The sequence below is a fragment of the Achromobacter sp. SLBN-14 genome (genome assembly GCF_006715415.1).
GTDB lineage: Bacteria > Pseudomonadota > Gammaproteobacteria > Burkholderiales > Burkholderiaceae_B > Achromobacter > Achromobacter mucicolens.
The window spans coordinates 595,897-617,476 of sequence record NZ_VFNE01000001.1 but is presented as its reverse complement, the minus strand read 5'-3'; the positions used below and the strand labels follow the sequence as shown (position 1 = coordinate 617,476).

19 protein-coding genes and 4 tRNA genes are annotated in these 21,580 nt (G+C 65.4%); 14 read left to right on the top strand and 9 right to left on the bottom strand.

The features are described from left to right. Window positions 1-7: 7 nt before the first annotated feature. The 3 genes from FBY20_RS02780 to egtD all read right to left on the bottom strand — a co-directional run bounded on the left by FBY20_RS02780 (window position 8) and on the right by egtD (window position 2,571). Window positions 8-84 (bottom strand) — tRNA-Met (locus FBY20_RS02780). A 160-nt stretch (window positions 85-244) separates the two neighbouring features. Beyond that, window positions 245-1,561, bottom strand: coding sequence for an ergothioneine biosynthesis protein EgtB (egtB, locus tag FBY20_RS02775; RefSeq protein WP_142049875.1), 1,317 nt, complete (start codon window positions 1,559-1,561; stop codon window positions 245-247). A gap of 32 nt (window positions 1,562-1,593) precedes the next feature. Beyond that, window positions 1,594-2,571, bottom strand: a complete 978-nt coding sequence (egtD, locus tag FBY20_RS02770; RefSeq protein WP_142049872.1) for an L-histidine N(alpha)-methyltransferase — start codon at window positions 2,569-2,571, stop codon at window positions 1,594-1,596. 296 nt (window positions 2,572-2,867) lie between these two features. On the opposite strand from egtD, the gene FBY20_RS02765 reads away from it, so the two are divergent. After that, window positions 2,868-3,203: a YqjD family protein gene (locus FBY20_RS02765; RefSeq protein WP_056320053.1), complete on the top strand. Its 336-nt coding sequence runs from the start codon at window positions 2,868-2,870 to the stop codon at window positions 3,201-3,203. A gap of 9 nt (window positions 3,204-3,212) precedes the next feature. After that, window positions 3,213-4,700, top strand: a complete 1,488-nt coding sequence (locus tag FBY20_RS02760; protein ID WP_142049869.1) for a phosphatidylserine/phosphatidylglycerophosphate/cardiolipin synthase family protein — start codon at window positions 3,213-3,215, stop codon at window positions 4,698-4,700. A gap of 49 nt (window positions 4,701-4,749) precedes the next feature. On the opposite strand, the gene FBY20_RS02755 is transcribed toward FBY20_RS02760, so the two are convergent. From FBY20_RS02755 to FBY20_RS02740, 4 genes are all read right to left on the bottom strand, one after another. Beyond that, window positions 4,750-6,417 carry an FMN-binding glutamate synthase family protein gene (locus FBY20_RS02755; protein WP_062838448.1) on the bottom strand — a complete coding sequence of 556 codons (1,668 nt, stop codon included), beginning with the start codon at window positions 6,415-6,417 and terminating at the stop codon, window positions 4,750-4,752. Window positions 6,418-6,617: 200 nt separating this feature from the next. Next, entirely contained in the window at window positions 6,618-7,841 is a 1,224-nt protein-coding gene (locus FBY20_RS02750; protein WP_142049866.1) for a YeeE/YedE family protein, read from the bottom strand. 150 nt (window positions 7,842-7,991) lie between these two features. Continuing rightward, window positions 7,992-8,936: an AEC family transporter gene (locus FBY20_RS02745; RefSeq protein ID WP_142049863.1), complete on the bottom strand. Its 945-nt coding sequence runs from the start codon at window positions 8,934-8,936 to the stop codon at window positions 7,992-7,994. A 33-nt stretch (window positions 8,937-8,969) separates the two neighbouring features. Then, window positions 8,970-9,863 carry a DMT family transporter gene (locus FBY20_RS02740; protein ID WP_056320063.1) on the bottom strand — a complete coding sequence of 298 codons (894 nt, stop codon included), beginning with the start codon at window positions 9,861-9,863 and terminating at the stop codon, window positions 8,970-8,972. 118 nt (window positions 9,864-9,981) lie between these two features. Here FBY20_RS02740 and FBY20_RS02735 point away from each other — a divergent pair, with 118 nt between their 5' ends. Beyond that, the gene (locus FBY20_RS02735) at window positions 9,982-10,425 is read left to right on the top strand and encodes a GNAT family N-acetyltransferase (RefSeq protein ID WP_056320068.1); all 444 of its coding nucleotides are present in this window, start codon (window positions 9,982-9,984) and stop codon (window positions 10,423-10,425) included. A gap of 150 nt (window positions 10,426-10,575) precedes the next feature. Here the strand turns inward: FBY20_RS02735 and FBY20_RS02730 are convergent. Then, window positions 10,576-10,660: transfer RNA gene (locus FBY20_RS02730), tRNA-Leu, on the bottom strand. A gap of 150 nt (window positions 10,661-10,810) precedes the next feature. On the opposite strand from FBY20_RS02730, the gene FBY20_RS02725 reads away from it, so the two are divergent. Continuing rightward, window positions 10,811-11,422, top strand: a complete 612-nt coding sequence (locus FBY20_RS02725) for a tRNA-uridine aminocarboxypropyltransferase (RefSeq protein WP_142049860.1) — start codon at window positions 10,811-10,813, stop codon at window positions 11,420-11,422. Window positions 11,423-11,569: 147 nt separating this feature from the next. On the opposite strand, the gene FBY20_RS02720 is transcribed toward FBY20_RS02725, so the two are convergent. Beyond that, a tRNA-Leu gene (locus FBY20_RS02720) sits at window positions 11,570-11,654 on the bottom strand. 238 nt (window positions 11,655-11,892) lie between these two features. Between FBY20_RS02720 and rnr the strand changes: the two genes are divergently transcribed. The 10 genes from rnr to FBY20_RS02670 all read left to right on the top strand — a co-directional run bounded on the left by rnr (window position 11,893) and on the right by FBY20_RS02670 (window position 21,493). Then, entirely contained in the window at window positions 11,893-14,358 is a 2,466-nt protein-coding gene (gene rnr / locus FBY20_RS02715; protein ID WP_142049857.1) for a ribonuclease R, read from the top strand. A gap of 137 nt (window positions 14,359-14,495) precedes the next feature. Continuing rightward, on the top strand, window positions 14,496-15,233 hold the full coding sequence (gene rlmB, locus FBY20_RS02710) for a 23S rRNA (guanosine(2251)-2'-O)-methyltransferase RlmB (protein ID WP_056320073.1): 738 nt from the start codon (window positions 14,496-14,498) through the stop codon (window positions 15,231-15,233). 46 nt (window positions 15,234-15,279) lie between these two features. Next, complete coding sequence (locus FBY20_RS02705; RefSeq protein ID WP_142055789.1) at window positions 15,280-16,524, top strand: cystathionine gamma-synthase family protein; 1,245 nt, start codon at window positions 15,280-15,282, stop codon at window positions 16,522-16,524. Between the two features lie 57 nt (window positions 16,525-16,581). After that, on the top strand, window positions 16,582-17,262 hold the full coding sequence (locus FBY20_RS02700; protein WP_062838441.1) for a Fe2+-dependent dioxygenase: 681 nt from the start codon (window positions 16,582-16,584) through the stop codon (window positions 17,260-17,262). A gap of 355 nt (window positions 17,263-17,617) precedes the next feature. Further along, window positions 17,618-17,890 (top strand): HU family DNA-binding protein, encoded by a 273-nt coding sequence (locus tag FBY20_RS02695; RefSeq protein ID WP_003812968.1) that lies wholly within the window; start codon window positions 17,618-17,620, stop codon window positions 17,888-17,890. 145 nt (window positions 17,891-18,035) lie between these two features. After that, window positions 18,036-18,111: transfer RNA gene (locus FBY20_RS02690), tRNA-Val, on the top strand. A gap of 370 nt (window positions 18,112-18,481) precedes the next feature. Further along, entirely contained in the window at window positions 18,482-19,300 is an 819-nt protein-coding gene (locus tag FBY20_RS02685) for an energy transducer TonB (RefSeq protein WP_056320081.1), read from the top strand. Between the two features lies 1 nt (window position 19,301). Then, window positions 19,302-20,273: a MotA/TolQ/ExbB proton channel family protein gene (locus tag FBY20_RS02680; RefSeq protein WP_056320084.1), complete on the top strand. Its 972-nt coding sequence runs from the start codon at window positions 19,302-19,304 to the stop codon at window positions 20,271-20,273. Further along, window positions 20,273-20,758: a biopolymer transporter ExbD gene (locus FBY20_RS02675; RefSeq protein ID WP_056320087.1), complete on the top strand. Its 486-nt coding sequence runs from the start codon at window positions 20,273-20,275 to the stop codon at window positions 20,756-20,758. The genes FBY20_RS02680 and FBY20_RS02675 overlap by 1 nt, the downstream gene beginning before the upstream one ends. Before the next feature lie 63 nt (window positions 20,759-20,821). Continuing rightward, entirely contained in the window at window positions 20,822-21,493 is a 672-nt protein-coding gene (locus tag FBY20_RS02670) for a response regulator transcription factor (protein WP_008164454.1), read from the top strand. Window positions 21,494-21,580: the final 87 nt, after the last annotated feature.

Sequence of the window (21,580 nt, the reverse complement as noted above, 5' to 3'; positions counted from 1 at the left end):
AATTTCTTGGTGGCGCATCCCTGATTCGAACAGGGGACCTGCGGATTATGATTCCGTCGCTCTAACCGGCTGAGCTAATGCGCCATCCTTTTTTCGCCGTTCGGTTTGCGTTGCAAGTGCCGCTCAACGAAGAACGAAATTCTAGCACGAAGTTTTTTTGGAGTGCAAGTGGGCCCAGGCCAAATTTTTTCGGCCGGTCTGGAGGTCAAGTTCAGCCAGCGTTGGTGCGGTCGCGAGCCGCCCTTCAGGCATCCCGCGCGAGGCGGATGCCCGAGAACTGCCAGCGCGCCTCGGGCGGAAAGAAGTTGCGGTAGCTGGGCCGGATGTGGTCGCGCGGCGTTGCGCACGAGCCGCCCCGCAGCACGTACTGGTTGCACATGAACTTGCCGTTGTATTCGCCGACGGCGCCCGCGCTGGGCTGAAACCCGGGATAGGCGTCATAGCCGCTTGAGGTCCATTCCCACGCGTCGCCGAACAATTGCACGGGACCGCCCTGGCTGTGGCGCGCCGGGGCAGGGCGCGTGTCCAGGTGACCGTTTTCAAGCATGTTCGCGCGGGCCGAATAGGTGTCTTCCGACAACTGGCGCGCGGCGTGTTCCCATTCCGCTTCGCGCGGCAGGCGCGCGCCGGCCCAGCGAGCGTAGGCGTCGGCCTCGAAGTAGCTGACATGCGTGACCGGGGCGTGCAGCTCCAGATCCTGCATGCCGCGCAGCGTGAAGACGCGCCACGCATCGTCCGAGCTTTCCCAATACAGCGGGGCGCGCCAGCCTTGTGCGCTCACCATGTCCCATCCCATCGAGAGCCACAGTTCGGGCCGCTGGTACCCGCCGTCCTGCATGAAGGCCAAGTATTCGCCCTGCGTCACGAGGCGGTCGGACAGGGAGAAGGGCGTCAGCAGGACGTCGTGGGCCGGCCCTTCGTTGTCGAAGGCGAAGCCGCGTCCGTCGTGGCCGATGCGCGTGATGCCGCCGTCGTACCGGGTCCAGCCCGGTGTGGTAGCGGGCGGCTGCGCGGGCTGGCCCGGCGCGACGTAAGCAGGCCTGAGCGGATTGGCCGACAGCATGTGCTTCAGATCGGTCAGGATGAGTTCCTGATGCTGTTGCTCATGATTGAGGCCAAGCTCGAGCAGCGCGTCGAATTCGGGATCGTTGCCGCCCAGGCGCGAGATCAGCAGGTGCATCGCTTGGTCGACATGTTGCCGGTATTGCAGCACTTCCGACAGCGGCGGGCGCGACAACAGGCCGCGTTGGGGGCGCGGATGTTTTGCGCCGACGGCGTTGTAGTAGGAGTTGAAAAGCATCCGGTATTGCGGATGGAAGGGCGGACTGGACGCGTCATGGCGCGCCAGCAGGAAGGTCTCGAAGAACCAGGTGGTGTGCGCCAGATGCCATTTGACCGGACTGCAATCGGGCATGGATTGCACCTGGCAATCCTCCGCGCTCAAGGGCGCGGCCAAGGCGGCGGTGGTGGAGCGTACGGCGTCGTACCGGTCGTGCTGTCCGGCTTGTCCGCTGGCATAAGGCCCGATGGCGGGATGAGTCAGCAGGCATGCGGGGTCCATGGGGATATCTCCAGAATCGTGGGCGCCCTGCGTCAGGCGCGGGCGCTGAAAACAGAAAACCAGTCGCGGGCGTCCGACCAGTGCGCGATGTCGCGAAAGCCCGCGCGGTGAAGCAGATCGCTGAAGGCTTGCGGCGTGAATTTGTAGGAGTTCTCGGTGTGGATCCGTTCGCCGGCCTTGAACTCGCGATGGCCGCCGGGCCAGGCAACTTGCACGGCGCGCTGCGCCTCCAGGTGCATTTCGACACGCGAACGTTCGCTGTTGAAGAGCGCCACGTGGCGCCAGTCATCGACATTGAAATCGCTGCCGAGCACGGTGTTCACGTGGCGCAGCAGATTCAGGTTGAACGCGGCCGTCAGGTGCAGGGCGTCGTCATACGCCGGTTCCAGCACGCTCTTCGGTTTGACCCGATCGACGCCGACCACGAGTCCGCCGCCGGGACAGGCTTCGCGGATGCGCCGCAGCATGGCATACGCGGCATCGGGACCCAGATTGCCGATGCTGGAGCCGGGATAGAAGAACAGGCGTTGCTGTGCCGGAACGCCTTCGGGCATCGCCAGTTCATGCGAGAAATCCTGGCCGACAGCCGTGATCCGCATGTCCGGATACGAAAGCTTCAGGCGCCGCACGGCTGCCTGCAGATAGTCGGCCGAGATATCGACGGGCACATAGTGGCTGGGCCGCAGGCTGGCGAACAGCCGCTCGGCCTTGACGCAATCGCCGGCGCCCAGGTCGATCATGGCCTGCACGGGGCCAACGTGGCGCGCGATATCTTTGCCGTGGCGCTGGAAGATCTCGTCTTCGCAACGCGTTGGATAGTATTCGGGCAGTTGTGTGATGGCCGTGAACAGCGACGAGCCGAGCGCGTCGTACAGGAACTTGGGATCGATGTGGGCGGCACTGTCGAGCAGCCCTTCGTGCAATTCGATCTGCTCGGCGCTGGGGTGCTGCGGCTCCTGCGCGATGAATTCGGGGGCGACGGCGGCAAGGAGTGCGGAAGGAGAAACCATGCGTTCAGTTCCTTTTTGGGGCGGTTGAAGCGCATTGCAAAGACTCATTGTGGCGGCTGAGGGGGTTTGCGTGTCAAGCGCCAGGCCTCTGAATGCAATGGACTTTTACGAAATCGAAACCGCGTTTGGCGGAATACGGGAAGGGGCTGCAAGGTCACGCGCGGGCGTTCCGACTCCGCCATCAGCAAGTTTCGGGCCGCTGAAATATCGGTTTACCGCTGGTTGCGAAAGCTCGGGCAGTTTTGGGCCGTTGGTGTGGACAATGGGACTTCCAAGAAAAAATCGAAGGAGCTAGCATGAATCGAAAGCACCAGCGCGCTGAAATGGCTTTGCATCGTGAACGCGTGAATGACAGCTTCCACGAGCTGCTCGCCGGCACGGAAGACCTTTTGCGTTCGACCGCGTCGTATACGGGCTCCGAAATCGAAGCGGCGCGCGCGCGCTTGAAGCGCCAGCTCGCCGATGCGCGTGAATCCGCTGGCGGCTGGGAAGGCGTCGCCCGCGAACGAGCCCGCCGGGCCACCGCTTACGCGGACGAATACGTGCATGAGAATGCATGGAAGTCGGTCGGCGTGGCGGCGATAGTGGGCGCCGTGCTCGGCTGCATTTTCGTGGCGGGTAATCGACGCTAGAGACGCATCATGAGCCCATTACCGGCATTGAGCCGGGGTGGGCCGCGCAATGCCCTGCAAGCACTGACGACCGACGCGCGCCGCTGGGCGCGCGCCGTCCTGTTTGCGTGCGTCGCATCCGTGCTCGCCGCCTGCGCCAGCGTCCCCGACGCGCAGGAGCGGCACGCGCGCGCCGCGCAAGCAGGCCTGTCCGCGGATGCGGCACAGGACAGCTATCGTCGCGGGCAAGGCATTGCTGCGGACCCTCAAACCCCCAAGGATGATTTTCTTGCACGGCACCTGGCGGTTGAGCAGGCGGTCAGCGGCGCGCCGCTGGCCAAGGGCAATCGGGTGCGCCTGCTTGCCGACGGGCCCAGCACGTACAAGGCGATGCTCCAATCCATCGCCCAGGCGCGCCGCTACGTGCACATGGAAACCTACATTTTCGACGATGATGCGGAAGGCAATCGCTTTGCAGACGCGCTGATCGCGGCGCGCAACCGCGGCGCCGAGGTGTCGCTGATGGTGGACGCGGTCGGCACGATCAAGACGCCCGATGACCTCTTCCAGCGCATGCGCGACGCGGGCGTGCAGGTGGCGGTCTTCAATCCCGTCAATCCGGTCAACGCGCGCGCCGGCTGGTCGCCGAATCAGCGCAACCACCGCAAGGTGCTGGTCGTCGACGGCAAGGTGGGCTACCTGGGCGGCATCAACGTCAGCAGCGTGTACGAGTCGTCATCGTTCTCGGGCGGAAGCGGCTCCGGGTCGTCGGGATCCGGCGGCGGCTCGGGCGCCAAGGCGGGCGAGCCCGCCAAGGATGCCGACTCCGCGCCCTGGCGCGACACGCACCTGCGCATCGAAGGGCCGGCGGTGGCGCAGCTGGAACAGGTGTTGCAGGCCGGCTGGGAATCGCAGGCCAAGGAGCCCATCAAGGGCGGCGATTCGCACGTTGCGCCTGCGGTCGGCGACACCGCCGTGCGCATCCTTGCGAACCAGCCCGATCGCAGCGACGGCTACACCGTCTATCTGACGTTGATGTCGGCGTTCGAAAGCGCGCAGAAATCTATCCACATCACGATGGCGTACTTCGTGCCGGATCCGGCGTTCATCGAGGTGCTGCAATCCGCGGCGCGGCGCGGGGTGGACGTGGTGCTGGTGCTGCCGGGCTTCAGCGACTCGTCGCTGGTGTTTCATGCCGGGCGTTCGCACTACACCGATCTGCTGCGCTCTGGCGTGAAGATCTACGAACGCCGTGACGCCTTGCTGCATGCGAAGACGGCGGTGGTCGATGGCGTCTGGTCGACCGTGGGGTCCAGCAACATGGATTGGCGCAGCTTTGCGCTGAACTACGAGATCAACGCCGTGGTGCTGGGACCGGAGTTCGCGGCCGAGATGGAGGCGCTGTTCCAGCGCGACGTGGCCGATGCCGTGCAGGTGACGCCCAAGGCCTGGAAGGAGCGCGGCCTGGACGACCGCTTCATGGAGTCGTTCTCGCGCATGTTCGAGCGCTGGTTGTAGCGGGTGCGCCGGCGGCTCGGATCCTGTCCGCGCCGCCCGTCAGCGCCGTTCAGGAGTTGCCGGCCGCGGCGGCCTGTGCGGCGTGCTCGCGCGCCAGGGCCGTGGTGATGTCGTGGGTGGGCTGAAACGACTGCGCCTGCGCCATCGCCCAGCCTGCGCGGAAGACCTGGTGCCGGAACTCGCCGCGCAACAGCTCGCCAGGCGCCAGCTCCGGAAACAGCGCGGACAAGAGGCGGATTTCGCTGGGCGAGATGCGTCGCGCGATATGGTGCGGGCGCAACTGGCCCGGGTGGGTCAGGCCGGCCGCGGCCAGCAGCTCGGCAAGTGCATGCAGCGTGTTCTTGTGAAAATTGGCCACGCGCTGTGCCTTGTCCGGCACCACCAGCGCGCGTTGACGTAGCGGGTCCTGCGTGGTGACGCCGGTGGGGCATTTGCCGGTGTGGCAGGCCTGGGCCTGGATGCAGCCGATGGCAAACATGAAGCCGCGCGCGGCGTTGCACCAGTCGGCGCCCATCGCCATCACGCGGGCCATGTCGAACGCAGTGATGATCTTGCCGGACGCGCCCAGCTTGATGCGGTCGCGCAGGTTCACGCCGATCAGCGTGTTGTGCACGAGTCGCAGCGCCTCGCGCAGCGGCGTGCCCACGTGATCCACGAATTCTACGGGCGCCGCGCCCGTGCCGCCTTCCGCGCCGTCCACCACGATGAAGTCCGGGGTGATGCCGGTTTCAAGCATCGCCTTGACGATGGCGAACCACTCCCAGGGATGCCCCACGCAGAACTTGAAGCCGACGGGCTTGCCGCCGGAGAGCTCGCGCAGGCGCGCCACGAATTTCATCAGGCCGATCGGACTGTCGAACGCGGAATGGCTGGCGGGCGAATTGCAGTCCTGCCAAGGCGCCACGCCCCGCGCCTCGGCGATTTCGATCGTCACCTTGCCCGCCGGCAGGATGCCGCCGTGGCCCGGCTTGGCGCCTTGCGACAGCTTGATCTCGATCATCTTGACCTGCGGCGTACAGGCGTTGCGCACAAACGCTTCTTCCGAAAACGCGCCGTGCTCGTCGCGGCAACCGAAATAGCCCGAGCCGATGTTCCAGACGAGGCTGCCGCCCGGCTGGCGATGGTAGCGGCTGATGCCGCCTTCGCCGGTGTCGTGCGCAAAGTCGCCTTGCCGCGCGCCTTCGTTCAGCGCCAGCACCGCGTTGGCCGACAGCGCGCCAAAGCTCATGGCCGACACGTTGAACACCGACATGGAATAGGGCTGCGTGCAGTCGGGCCCGCCCACGGTGACGCGAAAGTCGGTGTCGTTGATATGCGAGGGCGACATGGAATGGTTGATCCATTCGTAGCGGTCGCCGTAGACGTCTTCCTGCGTGCCGAAGGGGCGCTTGTCGATCTCGCGCTTGGCGCGCTGGTAGACGATGGAACGCTGCGCACGCGAAAACGGCGAGGCCTGCGTGTCGTCCTCCAGGAAGTACTGGCGGATCTCGGGGCGGATGAATTCGAACAGGAATCGCAGGTTGCCGATGACCGGATAATTGCGGCGGATGGCGTGCCGCGGCTGGATGAGGTCGTACACGCCCAGCGCGCCCAGCAGCGCCAGCGGCACGGCTGCCGCAAGCCACCACAACGACGCGGTGGCGGCCAGGGCCGCGGTGATGGCCGCGCCTGCAAGGGTCAACAGAAAGGCCGTGAATCGGCCGGCTATCCAGTTCATGTCCGTCTCCGCTTTTCGGAATGCAGCAACCATACACCAGGGCCGCTGGCTGCCGGATGAATGTCGGGCCGCGTGCGCGTGCGCCGGCGCGTGCCTTGCGCAGTTGGGGGGCAGGCTCAAAGGCGCTTGTTCACTGGCCTGGCGGCGGGGCAAAAAAAATGGCCTCCTGCATCAGGAGGCCATTGCTGGAACTCTGTTTCTCAGCAGCTGGACGCCGGCGGTGTCTTTTCGACGGCCAGGCCGAACAGCGGGCGCAGGTGCACGCCCAGTGCGCTGCCCGCGAACGCGGCAGGCAGCCACAGCCAGGCATGCAGGCTGCCCGACAGGATGCCGCTGAAGTAGGCGCCGATGTTGCAGCCGAAGGCCAGGCGCGAGCCATAGCCGAGCAGCAGGCCGCCGATCACGGCGCCCGCGAGCGAGCGCGCCGGCACCTTCCAGACGGGCGCGAACTTTCCGGCCGCGCTGGCGGCGGCCAGCGCGCCCAGCATGAGGCCGATGTCCATGACGGTGGTGACATCCTGGCGCAGCGGCGCGGCCAGCGACGGCTGCTTGGCCCAATAGGCCCAGGTGGCGACGTCGCCGCCCAGGGCATCCAGCGTCTTGGCGCCCCACAAAGCGAAGGCGGACGTAATGCCCCAGGGGCGTCCGGCCAGCGCCAGCGTTGCGAAGTTCAGCACGACGAGCGCCACGCCGCCCCACACGAGGGGCCACGGACCCTGCAGCAGCGAAACGGGGCGAGCCGTGCGCGAGGCGAAGGAAATCACGTGGCCATGACGGCGCTTTTCCAGCGTGGTGGCGATCCAGGCGATCAGCGCAAAGACGGCCAGATTGACGAGGATCGCGGGCGCCAGGCCCCAGGTCTTGATGAGCGACGTGGGCGCCAGCGCCGGCAGGCTGGACCACCAGCCGAAGTTGGCCGTGGCGATGACCGAGCCCACGATGAAGAACAGCAGCGTCACCACCATGCGGGTGTTGCCGCCGCCCACCGCGAAGAGCGTGCCCGACGCGCATCCGCCGCCCAGCTGCATGCCGACGCCGAACAGGAACGCGCCCAGCAGGACCGAGACGCCCGGGGGCGACACGAAGCCGTTGACCGGCTGACCGAACAGCGTGCCGGCGGCCAGAAAGGGGAAGAACAGCAGCACGCCCACGGCGAGCATCAGCATCTGCGCGCGCAGGCCGGCCCCGCGGCGGTCCGACACGAACACGCGCCAGGCTTGCGTGAAACCGAACGACGCGTGGTACAGCGTGACGCCAAGCAGTGCGCCGACCACCCACAGCGCGCCCTGGCGCCAACTGACGGTCTGGTTGAGGTACAGGGCGCCGGCCAGGACCAGCAGCACCGCAATCCAGAGCGGCTTGCGATTGATATGGATGGGCGGCAGGGCCGAGGGCAGCGGCAGGGAGGAGGCGTTGGCGCTCATGAAAATCCCGAGGATCAAGTCGTAAATGCAAACGGGTGCGAAAGGCGCACCCGTGGGAATGGACGTCAGTCTAGTCCTGTCAGTAAATATCTCAAACCAAGGATTCGTGCTTTAGCAATAACTTCAAGTTATATAGGGCCGCTGGTGAGTTCACGAGACGGGGTGCGCGCTGATCCACGCGACGAGAAGGCTGACCGTCACCACCGATGCCACGGTGCTGACCAGGATGGCGCGTGACGTCACGCGGGCGTCGCGTCCATACATCTTGGCCAGCATGAACGGTCCGGTGCCGATGGGCAGCGCGCTCATCAGCACGGCCGTCCAGGCCCACAGCGGCGGCATCGAGAACACGTAGAACGCCAGCACCGCAGTCGCGGCCGGTTGCAGGAGCAGCTTGCCCAGCACCAGGCGCATCACGCCCGGTCCGGAGGCCGCGGTTTCCGTCTGCGCCAGAAAAAGGCCGATGGTCACCAGCGCGCACGGGCTGGCGGACGCGCCCAGCAAGGCCACATAGCGGTCGACGCCTTCGGGCAGACGGGCACCAGTGGCCGCCCACGCAAGGCCAAGGACCGGGGCGGCCAGCAGCGGATTGCGGATCAGGGCGCGGCCTACCTTGAGCAGCGTCGCGGGCAGGTTGGGCGTCTGCTGCCGATCGAACTCGATGAGGGCGATGGCAAATCCGAAGAGCACGCTTGCGGTAAGCAGCGTGGTGAAAGTGGCGGGCGCCAGGCTGTCGGCGCCAAGCAGCGCCAGGCACAGCGGAATGCCCATGTATCCGGCGTTGGCGTAGGACGCCGCCAGGCCTTCGATGCTGCGGTCGGTGAGCGTCTGCGCGCGGCGCCCGCGCGCCAGGAACGAAACCACGAACGTGATGGCGATGCCGCCCGCAAACGCGCCGACGAAGCCCCAGTGCGCCATCTGCGCCAGGTCCACCTGCGTCATGGCGCGGAACAGCAGCGCGGGCAAGGACAGGTACACCACGTAGCGATTCAGCGCATCGGTCGCGTGGGTGCCCAGGATGCGCCAGCGGGCGGCCAGCCAGCCGGTCAGTATCAGCGCAAAGACCGGCAGGGCGGCGGTGACGACGGCGTTCATGGGCGAGGGCGCAAGGGCGGAAAGGCGGTCATTCTACTTGGCGTCGCTGGCCGGCTTGCGGGTCACCAGCAGGATGCCCAGCGCGGCCAGCGCCATGCCAGGCCAGGCCAGCGGGGGAATGGGCTCGCGCAGGATCAGCAGCGCAATGATCGCCGTGCAGGGCGGCACCAGGAAAAACAGCGCTGACACGCGCGAGGCCTCGCCATGGCGGATCATGGCCAGCAGCAGGGTGATGGCGACCAGGGAGTTGCCGACGACCAGATAGGCGAGCGAGCCGAGCAAGGGGCCGGTCCATTCGATGCGCATGGGTTCCAGCCAGAATGCCAACGGCGCGGACACGGCAAGGCCCACGCCATACTGGACGAAGTTGGAGGCGACGGGATGGATCTGCGTGCCGAAGCGCTTTTCGTAGAGCGTGCCGCCCGTGAGGCAGAGCAGCGCGCCGACCGCGAATCCCAGCCCCAGCGGCGCCAGCACGTCGATCGAGGCCTTGGCCACGATCACGAGCGCGGCGCCCGCCACGCCCAGCGCCAGGCCGGCCCACCGCCTGGCGTCGACGCGTTCATGCGCGAGCGCGGGCGCCAGCAGGCCGATGAGGATGGGTTGAAGCGAGGTGATGAGGGCCACGCCGCCCGCCGACATTCCCTGCTTGAGCGAGAGGTAGGTGAAGCAGAAGTAGCCGGCCTGCAGCAGCAGGCCCACCATCGCCAGGTGACCCCATGCGCTGGCCCGCGTGGGCAGCGGCGGCCGCAGCGCCAGCAGCAGCGGCGCAAGGATCAACACGACGCATGCGTAGCGCAACGCCAGGAACGTCAGCGGATCGGCATAGGCCAGGCCCACCTTGAGCACGACAAAGCCGCTGGACCACAGCACGAGAAAGAGCGCGGGTGCGGCTTTCAACCAGGCAGGGGGCGCGGCAGGCGTCATGGCGGACCAAGGGCGGCAAGGGCAAGCCGCGATCGTACCCCTTTTCGCACCTTCTTCATCCTTGCGAAAATGCGGCGTAGGATTCAGTTATTCATTTGCTGCAACGTAGGGGTAGGACATGTCGGCCAACAAAGAAGCAACGGTGCGTATTGCGCTGGGAACCTGGGATCGCTTGCGCGACGACGCTTATTCGGTGCGCCACGCGGTTTTCGTGGTCGAGCAGAACGTGCCGCCGGAAATCGAGATGGATGACGACGACGCGGTGTCGGTGCATGCCGTGGCGTATGGACCCGATGGCACGCCGATGGGCACGGGGCGCCTGTTGCCCGACGGACACATTGGCCGCATGGCGGTTCACAAGCGCGCGCGCGGGATGGGCGTGGGCGGGCAGTTGCTTGATGCGCTGATCGGGCAGGGGCACGGCGACGGCCACCGCATGCTGGTGCTGCATGCCCAGACGCACGCCGCGGGCTTTTACGAAGCGCATGGCTTCAAGGCCGAAGGCGAAGAGTTCGTCGAGGCCGGCATCCCGCACGTGGTGATGACGCGCACGTTGAAGTAGGGAGCCGCGCTGGGGGCGTGCGCCGCAGCCGATGCGCGGCGGCGCCTCGCCCTCCGCAGTTTGGCGCGCACAAAGCAAAAACCCCGAACGCTTTCGCATTCGGGGTTTTTCTTTTGGCGCATCACGACAGGTACCTCGTGATGTAGTAATTGGTGCCCAGGAGAGGACTCGAACCTCCACACCTTGCGGCACACGGACCTGAACCGTGCGCGTCTACCAATTCCGCCACCTGGGCGCTGTTGCTTCACATGTTGCGTCGCTTTCGCGTCCGTTTCGTGTTCAGCAGCAGAGGAACGAGATTATGCACACTTTTTTTGAAGTGTGCAACTTCGTCTGCATTTTTTTCACTTTTTTTGTGCGGTCCGCTTTCGATATAGTGTCGGCCATGTCTCGATCCCTCTGTACGCGCTGTCTGCGCCCGCTGTCGCATTGCCTTTGCGCCCTGATCCCGTCGTTGTCCTGCCGCACCAACGTGGTGGTCCTGCAGCATCCCAGCGAAGCGCGCCACGCGCTGAACACGGCGCGCCTGGCAGTGCTGGGAATCGCGGGCGCGCGCCGTGTCGTCGGTGAATATTTTTCCGAGGCGGATTGGGCAGCGCCGGGGTACGCGCCGCGCCTGCTGTTTCCGGGAGAGGGTGCCGACGTGCTGACGCCGGGCTATGGCCAGGACATGGGCACGCCCATCCGGCTGATCGTGCCGGACGGCACGTGGGGGCATGCGCGCAAGCTGCTGCATATCAACCCGGCGCTTGCCGCGCTGCCGCGCGTCATGCTGCCGCCGGGCCTGTCGACGCGCTACCGTGTGCGCCATGCCGATGTGCCGGGCGCGCTGTCCACCATCGAGGCCGTGACGCACGCGCTCAATGCCATCGAGGCGCCGCGCAACTTCGACGCGCTGCTGGCGCCGTTCGAGGCGTTGATCGATGGTCAGATCGACGGCATGGGCGCGGACCTTTACGCGCGTCATCATCTGAATCGCAAGGTGCCCTGGCGCTGACCGGGGAAAGCAAAGCGCGTGGGGCAACGTAAATCCCCCGGCAAAGCAAAAGCCCCGCGGAAAGCAAAAGCCCCGGGAATCTTTCGATTTCCGGGGCTCTTAGCCTTTTGATCAAGCCAGTTTGAAACTGCCTTGATTAGAATTCCGTGGTGCCCAGGAGAGGACTCGAACCTCCACACCTTGCGGCACATGGACCTGAACCATGCGCGTCTACCAATTCCGCCACCTGGGCACTGAAAGATACTGTCAGAACTATGTGCTACGCTGCGTTCCAGTCGCGTGACTTGGATTCAAGTTCTAAACCTTGAACTAATCCATGCGTCCGAATGCAGTTGGTTTTACAATGGGTTTTTTTCAACCCGAGTTATCAGCTTTTTAATTCGGCTTCTAACTCTTCTGACCATTTCTGCTTCAGTGTTCAGCCTTGGGCGAACCACAGAAGCTGCGCATTATATACGGAAAATTTAGCTTTGGCAAAACGATCGAATAACGAATCGAATAACAACAGATCAACACCCTTGCCCGAAGCGCCGCCGGACTTCGACCCTGATGTTCCGTCCCGTGAAGCCATCCTGACAGCGCTGCGCGCCGCGGGTTCGCCGTTGTCGCCAACTGAGCTGGCCGAACGCATGGGCGTCGAGCGCGAGGCGACGATGGTGGGCTTTGAGCGCCGCCTCGGTGCGATGGAGCGCGACGGGCAGTTGCTGCCCAATCGCAAGGGGGTGCTGCTGCTGGCGACCAAGCTCGATTTCGTGGCGGGCAAGGTGCTGGGGCATCGCGACGGCTTCGGATTCCTGCTGCGCGATGACGGCGGGCCGGATCTGTTCCTGTCGCCTCGCGAAATGCTCAAGGTGCTGCACGGCGACCGCGTTCTGGTCAAGCCGTCGGGCGAATACCGGGGCAAGCCGGAAGGCACCATCGTCGAAGTCATCGAGCGCCGCACCAACAAGCTGGTGGGCCGCTTCCTGCACGAGCACGGCCTGTCCATCGTCGTGCCCGAAGACCAGCGCATCAAGCACGACATCCTGATTCCGCCCAGCGACACCAACGGCGCCCAGCACGGGCAGGTGGTCGCGGTGGAAATCATGGCGCAGCCCACGCGCCACACGCAGCCGCTCGGCCGCGTGGCCGAGGTGCTGGGCGAGATCGACGATCCCGGCATGGAAATCGAAATTGCCGTGCGCAAGTTCGACGTGCCGGTCGACTTCACCGAAGGCGCCTTGAAGCAGGCCGCGCGCCTGCCCGACACGGTCCGCAAGTCCGACCTCAAAGACCGCGTCGACCTGCGCGACGTGCCGCTCATCACGATCGACGGCGAAGACGCGCGCGACTTCGACGACGCGGTGTACTGCGAGCCGGTCGAGCTGGGCACGGGGCAGCGCAAGCGTCCGGGCTGGCGCCTGCTGGTCGCCATTGCCGACGTCAGCCATTACGTGCGTCCGGGCGATGCGCTGGACGACGATGCGATGGAGCGCGGCACCAGCGTCTACTTCCCGCGCCGGGTCATTCCCATGTTGCCCGAGTCGCTGTCCAACGGCCTGTGCTCGCTCAACCCTGACGTCGACCGTCTGGTGCTGGTGTGCGACATGGTCATCCCGGCCAGCGGCGCCAAGGCCGGCACGGTCACAGCGTACCAGTTCTATAACGCGGTCATGCACTCGCACGCCCGCACCACCTACACCAACATCTGGGCGGCGCTACAGCAGCCGGGCGGTCCGGCCGCGCATGCGATGCGCAGCGTGATGCCGCAGGTCCAGCACCTGTACGAGCTCTTCCAATTGCTGTCGCAAGGCCGCAAGAAGCGCGGCGCCATCGATTTCGACACGGTTGAAACCAAGATCGTCTGCAACGAGCTCGGCCGCATCGAACAGATCGTGCCGTCCGTGCGCAACGACGCGCACAAGCTGATCGAAGAGTGCATGCTGGCCGCGAACACCTGCGCGGCCGACTTCATGACGCGCAGCAAGCATCCCGGCCTGTACCGCATCCACGAGGGTCCCACGCCCGAGCGCCTGCAGTCCCTGCGCGAATTCCTGCGCACCATGGGGCTGTCGCTGGGCGGGGGCGACATGCCCACGGCCAAGGACTACGGCGATTTCCTGGATTCCGTGCGCGGGCGTCCCGACTACCAGCTGCTGCAGACCATGTGCCTGCGCTCGATGCAGCAGGCGGTCTACAGCCCCGACAACATGGGCCACTTCGGCCTGTCCTATCCGGGCTACAGCCACTTCACCTCGCCGATCCGCCGGTATCCCGACCTGCTCACGCACCGGGTCATCAAAGCGTTGCTCGCGGGGCAGCGTTATGTGCCCAGCCTGGACGATCACGCGGTCGTCATCGGCCGCAGCCAGCGCGAACACGAGCAGGCCATCTGGGAAAAGATGGGCTTGGTGCTGTCGGCCAGCGAGCGCCGCGCCGACGAGGCGTCGCGCGATGTCGAGGCCTGGCTCAAGTGCTGGTTCGTCAAGGAGCGCGTGGGCGAAGACTTCAGCGGCACGGTCACCGGGGTGGCAAGCTTCGGCATCTTCGTCACGCTGGACACGTTGCACGTCGAGGGCCTGGTGCACGTGTCGGAACTGGGCGGCGAATATTTCCAGTTCAACGACGCCCTGCACGAACTGCGCGGCGAGCGCACCGGCATGCGTTACCGCCTGACTGACAAGGTGCAGGTGCAGGTCGCGCGCGTGGACCTGGAAGCGCGCCGCATCGAGTTCCGCCTGGTGCAGGGCACGAGCTTCGACGCGCTGCGCAAGGCGTCGGCGCGCGGGCCCGACGAACCCGTGCGCCGGGTCAAGAAGGCAGCCTCTCCCAAGCCCGCCAGCCTGAAGGGCCAGACCGCCAAGGAACGGCGAGCCTCGGCCAAGAAGGCCGGCAAGCCGCCCAAGACCACCCAGCGGGCCGCGCCCGCCAAGAAGGCCGTCCGCAAGCGCCACTGACCGGCGGCGCGGATCCTTATGGCCATGCCGTCGTTTGGCGGCGTGGCCTAAGGGGGTAACATTGCGGTTAGTGCCGGCGCTGTCCGGCGGCCCGCCCCCTCTGGGGCGGGTATTCGTTTATCTAAAGGTATTGTTTTATGGCGTCGACCCAAGTCCTGGCCGGGTTTCACGCGGTTGTCGCGCGGCTGCGTCACGCGCCCGAGTCGATCAAGGAAATCTACGTCGAGGCCTCGCGCCGCGACAAGCGCATGCAGACATTCATCGAGCAGGCCGAGCGCGCCGGCTGCCGGCTTCACCCGGTTCCGATGGAACGCCTGGACGGCCTGGCGCGCGGCACGCGTCACCAGGGCGTGGTGGCGCTGGCCGACGAGCGCCAACTGGCGGTGGATGTCGACGAAGTGCTCGACGTGATCGAAGGGCCGCCGCTGCTGCTGATCCTTGATGGCGTGACCGACCCGCACAATCTGGGCGCTTGCCTGCGCACCGCCGACGCGGCGGGCGTGCATGCGGTGATCGCGCCGCGCGATCGGGCGGTGGGGCTGAACGCCACCGTGCAGCGTGTCGCATGCGGCGCGGCGGACACGGTACCGTACCTGATGGTGACGAACCTGGCGCGCACCATGCGCAGCCTGAAGGACCGGGGCGTGTGGCTCGTGGGGACGGACGATCAGGCCACCGACAGCATGCACAAGGTCGATGCGCGCCAGCCGATGGCGTGGGTCATGGGCGCGGAAGGCGAGGGCATGCGCCGCCTCACGCGCGAGACCTGCGACCAGCTCGTGAACATCCCGATGCTGGGTTCGGTGGAAAGCCTGAACGTCAGCGTCGCCAGCGCCGTCTGCCTGTACGAGACCGTGCGCCAGCGCCAATCGTGATCCGTCCCACCCTGTAGATTCCCTTCTTCAATTGCGTCAGCCCATCATGCACCAGAACGGCTTTACCACCACGATTCTCCATTCCGACCGCCATCAATCCGTCGAGCACGGAGCGGTGCACAAGCCGATGCACCCGTCGTCCGAATTCGCTTACGACGACGCGCGCGAGCTGGCTGCCGTATTCCAGGGCAAGGCGGGCTTCACGTATGCGCGCCAGGGCACGCCGACCACGACGGCGCTGGAGGCCAAGATCAGCCAGATGGAAGGCGGCAAGGGCACGGTCAGCTTTTCGACGGGCATGGCCGCGCTGGCCGCCATTTTCACCACGCTGCTGCGCCGGGGTGATCACCTGGTGTCCAGCCAGTACGTGTTCGGCAACACCAACAGCCTGTTCGGCACGCTGCAGGAACTGGGCGTGGAGATCACCTTCGTGGACGCGACGGATTCGGCGCAGGTGCGCGCCGCCATCCAGCCCAATACGCGCATGGTCTTTACCGAGACCATCGCCAACCCGGGCACGCAGGTGGCCGACCTGGCCGTGATCGGCGAGATCTGCCGCGAGAAGGGGCTGGTCTATGTCGTGGATAACACGCTGACCTCGCCGTGGATGTTCCGGCCGGCCTCGGTCGGCGCGTCGCTGGTGATGAATTCGCTGTCCAAGTACATCGGCGGGCACGGCAATGCGCTGGGCGGCGCCGTGACCGACACCGGCCTGTATGACTGGGCCGGCAACGACAACATCTGCGAAGCCTATCGCAAGGGCGCGTCCACCGGCTGGGGGCTTACGCAGATCAAGAAGAAGGGCCTGCGCGACATGGGCGGCACGCTGGCCGCCGAGCCCGCGCACCGCATCGCGGTGGGCGCCGAGACGCTGGCGCTGCGCATGGCCAAACATTGTTCCAACGCGCTGGCGCTGGCGCGTTTGCTGCAAGCGCATCCGGGCGTGGCGAAGGTGCATTATCCGGGCCTGGCCAGCCACCCGCAGCATGAGCGGGCGGCAGCATTGTTCGGGTCGCGATTTGGCGGTCTGCTGGGCGTCGAACTGGCGGACGGCGTCGATTGCTTCGACTTCCTGAACCGCCTGCGCGTGGTGCTGATGGCGACGCACCTGGGCGATACGCGCAGCCTGGCGCTGCCGGCGGCGCACACGATCTATTACGAGATGGGCGCGGAGCGCCGCAAGCAGATGGGCATTGCGGACAGCCTGATCCGCGTGTCGGTCGGCATCGAGGACGAGGCCGATTTGCTGTTTGATTTCGATCAGGCGCTCAATGGTTGCCTGAAGGGATAATTCGGCAGCCGCGGCGCCCCGGGCAGGGGCGCCGGCAACGCAATCGGGCAGGAACCCATGCTTATTCAGATCGCAGAAGTCTTTACGCCGCAAGAGGCTGCCGACATCCGCCAGCGGCTGGATGCCGCGGACTGGGTGGACGGCAAGGTGACCGCAGGACATCAGTCGGCCCAGGTCAAGCGCAACCGGCAACTGTCCGAACAGCATCCGCTGGCGCAAGAGCTCGGCACGCTGATCCTGCAGCGCCTGTCGGCAAACAACCTCTTCATGTCGGCGGCGCTGCCGCGCAAGATCTTCCCGCCGCTCTTTAACCGCTACGAAGGCGGCGAGGCGTTCGGCTATCACGTGGACAACGCCGTGCGCGGCATCGCCGGCTCGGCCGAGCGTGTGCGCACCGACCTATCCGCGACGCTGTTCTTCTCGGACCCCGACAGCTACGACGGCGGCGAACTCGTCATCGACGACACCTATGGCCCGCGTGCCGTGAAGCTGCCGGCCGGACACATGGTGCTGTATCCGGGGACGAGCCTGCATAAAGTCAATCCCGTAACGCGCGGCGCGCGCGTCAGTTCATTTTTCTGGATGCAGAGCCTGGTGCGCGAAGACAGCCAGCGTGCGCTGCTGCTGGACATGGACGTCGCCATCCAACGCTTGAATCAAGATGTGGCGGGACATGCCTCAATTGTTCAGCTCACCGGCATTTATCACAATCTGCTGCGCCGCTGGGCCGACGTTTGATGAAGCTTAAAGTGTTTTTTGCGGGTGTCGCGCAAACCCCAAAATGAGCGTTTTTGTTTATTGCGGAATCGGCTAAAAGCTAGTATTGACGCGGGTTGCCGTGAGGTTTTCGCTTGACAGCCGCTCTACGCCAAGGCCTAATACACGTCTGCGTCGCTGACGGTTTGCAGGCATTAAGCCAGCAAATCCTAGGCGGCGCAGCAGTTTAAAAGTTGTGCTTTGCAGCGCAAGAAAAAAGTTTATCCACTGTCTGTTCGTCGTTTGCCTGGTCTCGCGTCCATTTCTGGCATTCCTTCCTGACGGCCATGAACTGCCGCCCCGGGCAGACTCCACACCTTGTGAGGGGTACACCTGCATGAACAAAACCGAACTCATCGATCACATCGCCAGCAAGGCCGATATCTCCAAGGCTGCAGCCGGCCGTTCGCTCGACGCCCTGATCGGTGCCGTGAAGACCACGCTGAAGAAGGGCGGTACGGTCACGCTGGTCGGTTTCGGCACGTTTGCCGTGTCGGCTCGCGCCGCGCGCACCGGCCGCAACCCGCGCACTGGCGAAACCATCAAGATCAAGAAGGCCAAGGTGCCGAAGTTCCGTCCGGGCAAGGCCCTGAAGGACGCTGTCAACTGATAGGACGGCAGCCGATCGCATGGCGCACGGCGCTGCGATTTGCCCACAAGTACGCGGTCCGGTATACTCCGGCCCGCGTATTGCTTTTGAGTACCCCAAATTGGCAATGTCCCCGCGCAAATGCGCCGGGCGATTGCACCGAAATGGGTGCTTAGCTCAGTTGGTAGAGCGGCGCCTTTACACGGCGTAGGTCACAGGTTCGACCCCTGTAGCACCCACCAGAAGCCCTCGCAGTTCACATCGAACCCGCACACATCCCGCCTCCGGCGACGTGGCGGGTTTTTTGTTTTCCGGGCCAGATTGCGTCGGTGCGTCTCTTCGAATTGAACCTCTGATCCGCATGGGTCTGGCCCCCCCCATGGCCAACGCGCCGTCATGGGCATGCCCCGTGCTGCCCGCCTTTTCATAAGCGTTTTATTAATGCTGCCTTGATTCCGATCAGCAGTGTTACGCTGTTCCATTCGAAATACAACGTGCGAATCATTCGCATTTAAGATACTATGACGGGCTTGTACCGGTCAGCCGGCGCCGCGGTCTTGTGCGCGTCAACTTCCTGGCAGGCCGGAAAAGTCAATGCACCCTGGCTGATTCATGCCTAGTCTTCAACCCGGTTGGAATTCTTCTTCGCGGTCTTCTTTTGGTATTCGCGCAGGCGCTGGCCTGGCGGTCGTTGCGCTTCATGCAGCGGTGATCGGCGCCATTTTCATGGCGCCGGAGAGTCGTCCTGAATTGGAGGAACCCGAGGCGATCATGGTGAGCGTGGTGGATGCGCCCGTTCCCCAGATCGCCAAAGCCGAACCTACGCCCGAAGTGCCGCAGCCGGTCACCGAGACGCCGCCCGAGCCGGAACCCGAGATCGAGCCCGAACCCGAGCCCGAACCGGAATTGAAACCGGAACCCGAGCCGGAGCCCGAACCCGAGCCGGTGGTCGAAAAGCCGCCCATGCCGACGCCCAAGCCGCCTCCGCCCAAACCCAAGCCGAAGCCCAAGCCCAAGCCTCAGCCCAAGCAGGAGGTCAAGCCCGAGCCCAAGCCCGAGACGCCGCCGCAGCAGACGCCGCCCAGCGGCGCGCCGGAAGGCACGCAGGCGCCGCAAGGCCCGACGCAGGGCCCGCCGCCCGATCAGCCCGTGCTGGTCTCGAGCATTGAATTCCAGGGCGCGCGTCCGATGCCCAACTATCCGATGGCATCGCGCCGCATGCGGGAAGAGGGGCGTGTCGTGGTGCTGGTGGAAATCAACACCCAGGGCCTGGTCGAGCGCGCGACCATCGACGCTTCGTCGGGGTTTCCGCGCCTGGACGAATCGGCGCTGGCAGCCGCCCGCAAAGGCCGTTTCAAGCCGTATACCCGCAATGGCGTGGCCTATCCCGCCAAAGCAAAAATTCCGTTCGATTTCGTAATGAGGAACTGAGATGTCCAACGCACTGCATAGCGCCACCCTGGTGGCGCAGGCGACCACCAGCCCGGCAGCAGCGCCGGCTGCCGCCGCCGCGCCCGCAGCCCAGCAGGCCGCCACGACGGGCGGCGAGGTCGCCCAGCAAGCCGCCGGCGCCGTTCAGCAGGCCGCTGGCGCCGTCCAGCAGTCGGCCGACGCGCTGCACAGCGCCGCCGCAGCGATTCCGCCCGCGCCGGCGCCCGTCCCCGACATGGGCTTTCTGCACTTCGTCGCGCAGAGCGACTTCGTGGGCAAGAGCCTGTTCGTCATCCTGATCCTCATGTCGCTGGTGACCTGGTATCTCATCCTGGTCAAGGCCGCCAGCAATGTCAGCATGCGCAAGCGTTCCGCCGACTTCCTGAACAAGTTCTGGAACGCCAGCTCGCTGGAACAGGTCGAGCACGAAATCAACACGCACGGCGCGCGCGATCCGTTCTCGCATCTGGCCAGCCACGCCATGCACGCGCAGGCGCACCACAACAAGTTCGGCGCGACCAAGCTGGAAGAGTCGGGCAGCAATTCGGATTTCGTCACGCGCACCATGCGCAAGGTCATCGACGAAGAAACCGCCAAGCTGGAAAACGGCCTGACCGTGCTGGCCTCGGTGGGTTCGACGGCGCCGTTCGTCGGCCTGTTCGGTACGGTGTGGGGCGTGTATCACGCACTGGTCGGTATCGGCCTGTCCGACGGCGTGACCATCAACCGTATCGCCGGTCCGGTGGGCGAGGCCCTCATCATGACGGGCCTGGGCCTGGCGGTGGCAATTCCGGCCGTCCTGGCGTACAACACGTTCGTGCGCAACAACCGCGTGTTCCTGTCGCGCCTGGATGCCTTTGCGCATGATCTGTTTGCGTTCCTGACCACCGGCCAGCAAGTTGCGCTGTCCGACGGCAAGGTGCGCGCGCTGCGTCGCCAGAACGGCCACGCGGTCCAACGCGGGAGCGAATGATGGCCTTTGGCAGCTTTGAGGGTAAAGGGTCCGGAAGCCATGCGGTGTCCGAGATCAACATGGTGCCCCTGATCGACGTCATGCTGGTGCTGCTGGTGATCTTCATCATCACGGCGCCGCTCTTGGCGCACTCGATCAAGATCAACATGCCCCAGGTGGCCGCCGAGCAGATCGAGGAAGAGCCCAAGACCGTGGACCTGGCCATCGATGCCAGCGGCGCGCTGTTCTGGGACGAGAAGCCGGTCAATATCGACGACCTGCCCAATCGCTTCAAGTCGATCGCCGGCACCAAGCCGCAGCCCGAGATCCGCATCCGCGCCGATCAGAACACCCGTTACGAAACGCTGGCCAAGGTCATGGCCTCGGCGCGCCGTTCGGGCATGACCCGGATCGGTTTCGTCACGACGCCGCCCTCTGGCGGCGCCCCGGCGGCCGGTGCGCCGGCAGGGGCAGCGGCGCCCGCCGCGGCACCGTCCGGCCGGTGAACGAATCCAGAACGGGGGCGCATTTCGCGCCCCTTTTTTTTTGGATCGCGCTAGAATCGCGGCATGCGAGTTCTGGTAATCGAAGACGACACCACCCTGGGCCATGCGCTCCAGGAATTCCTGGCCGACCAGGGTTATGCGGTCGACTGGCTGACCGATGGCGACCGGGTTCTGGGCGCGTTGGCAGGCCAGCCGTATGACCTGATGCTGCTCGACCTCAACCTTCCCGGCATGAGCGGCCTGGACGTGCTGCGCCAGCTACGCCAGGACGGCAATCAGGTTCCCGTGCTCATCCTTACCGCCCGCGATGGCATCGAAGACCGCGTCGCCGGTCTGGATGCCGGGGCGGACGACTACGTCACCAAGCCTTTTGAACTGCCCGAGCTGGCCGCGCGCGTGCGCGCCTTCGGCCGCCGCCGCGCGGGCCAGGCCCAGCCGCTCATCGAAGTCGGCCCGCTGGTATTCGACACCGTTGGCCGCGAAGTGCGCGCCAACGGCCAGCGCCTGTCGCTGTCGGTGCGCGAGCTTTCCGTCCTCGAAATGCTGATGGCCCGCGTGGGCCGCGTCGTGACCAAGCGCCAGATCGTCAATTCCCTGTCCGCCTGGGATGCGGATTTCAGCGAGAATGCGGTCGAAGTCTATGTGTACCGCTTGCGCAAGCGCCTGGAAGGCACCGGCGCCAGCATCCAGACGGTACGCGGCTTTGGCTACATGCTGGATGTGGAAGCGGCCTGACGGGCCGGCCGCGGCCGGCGACCGCCAGCCGCGCGCATTCATCCGCCTCATTAAGGGCTTCGCGCCATGACGCAGGAACGCACCCCC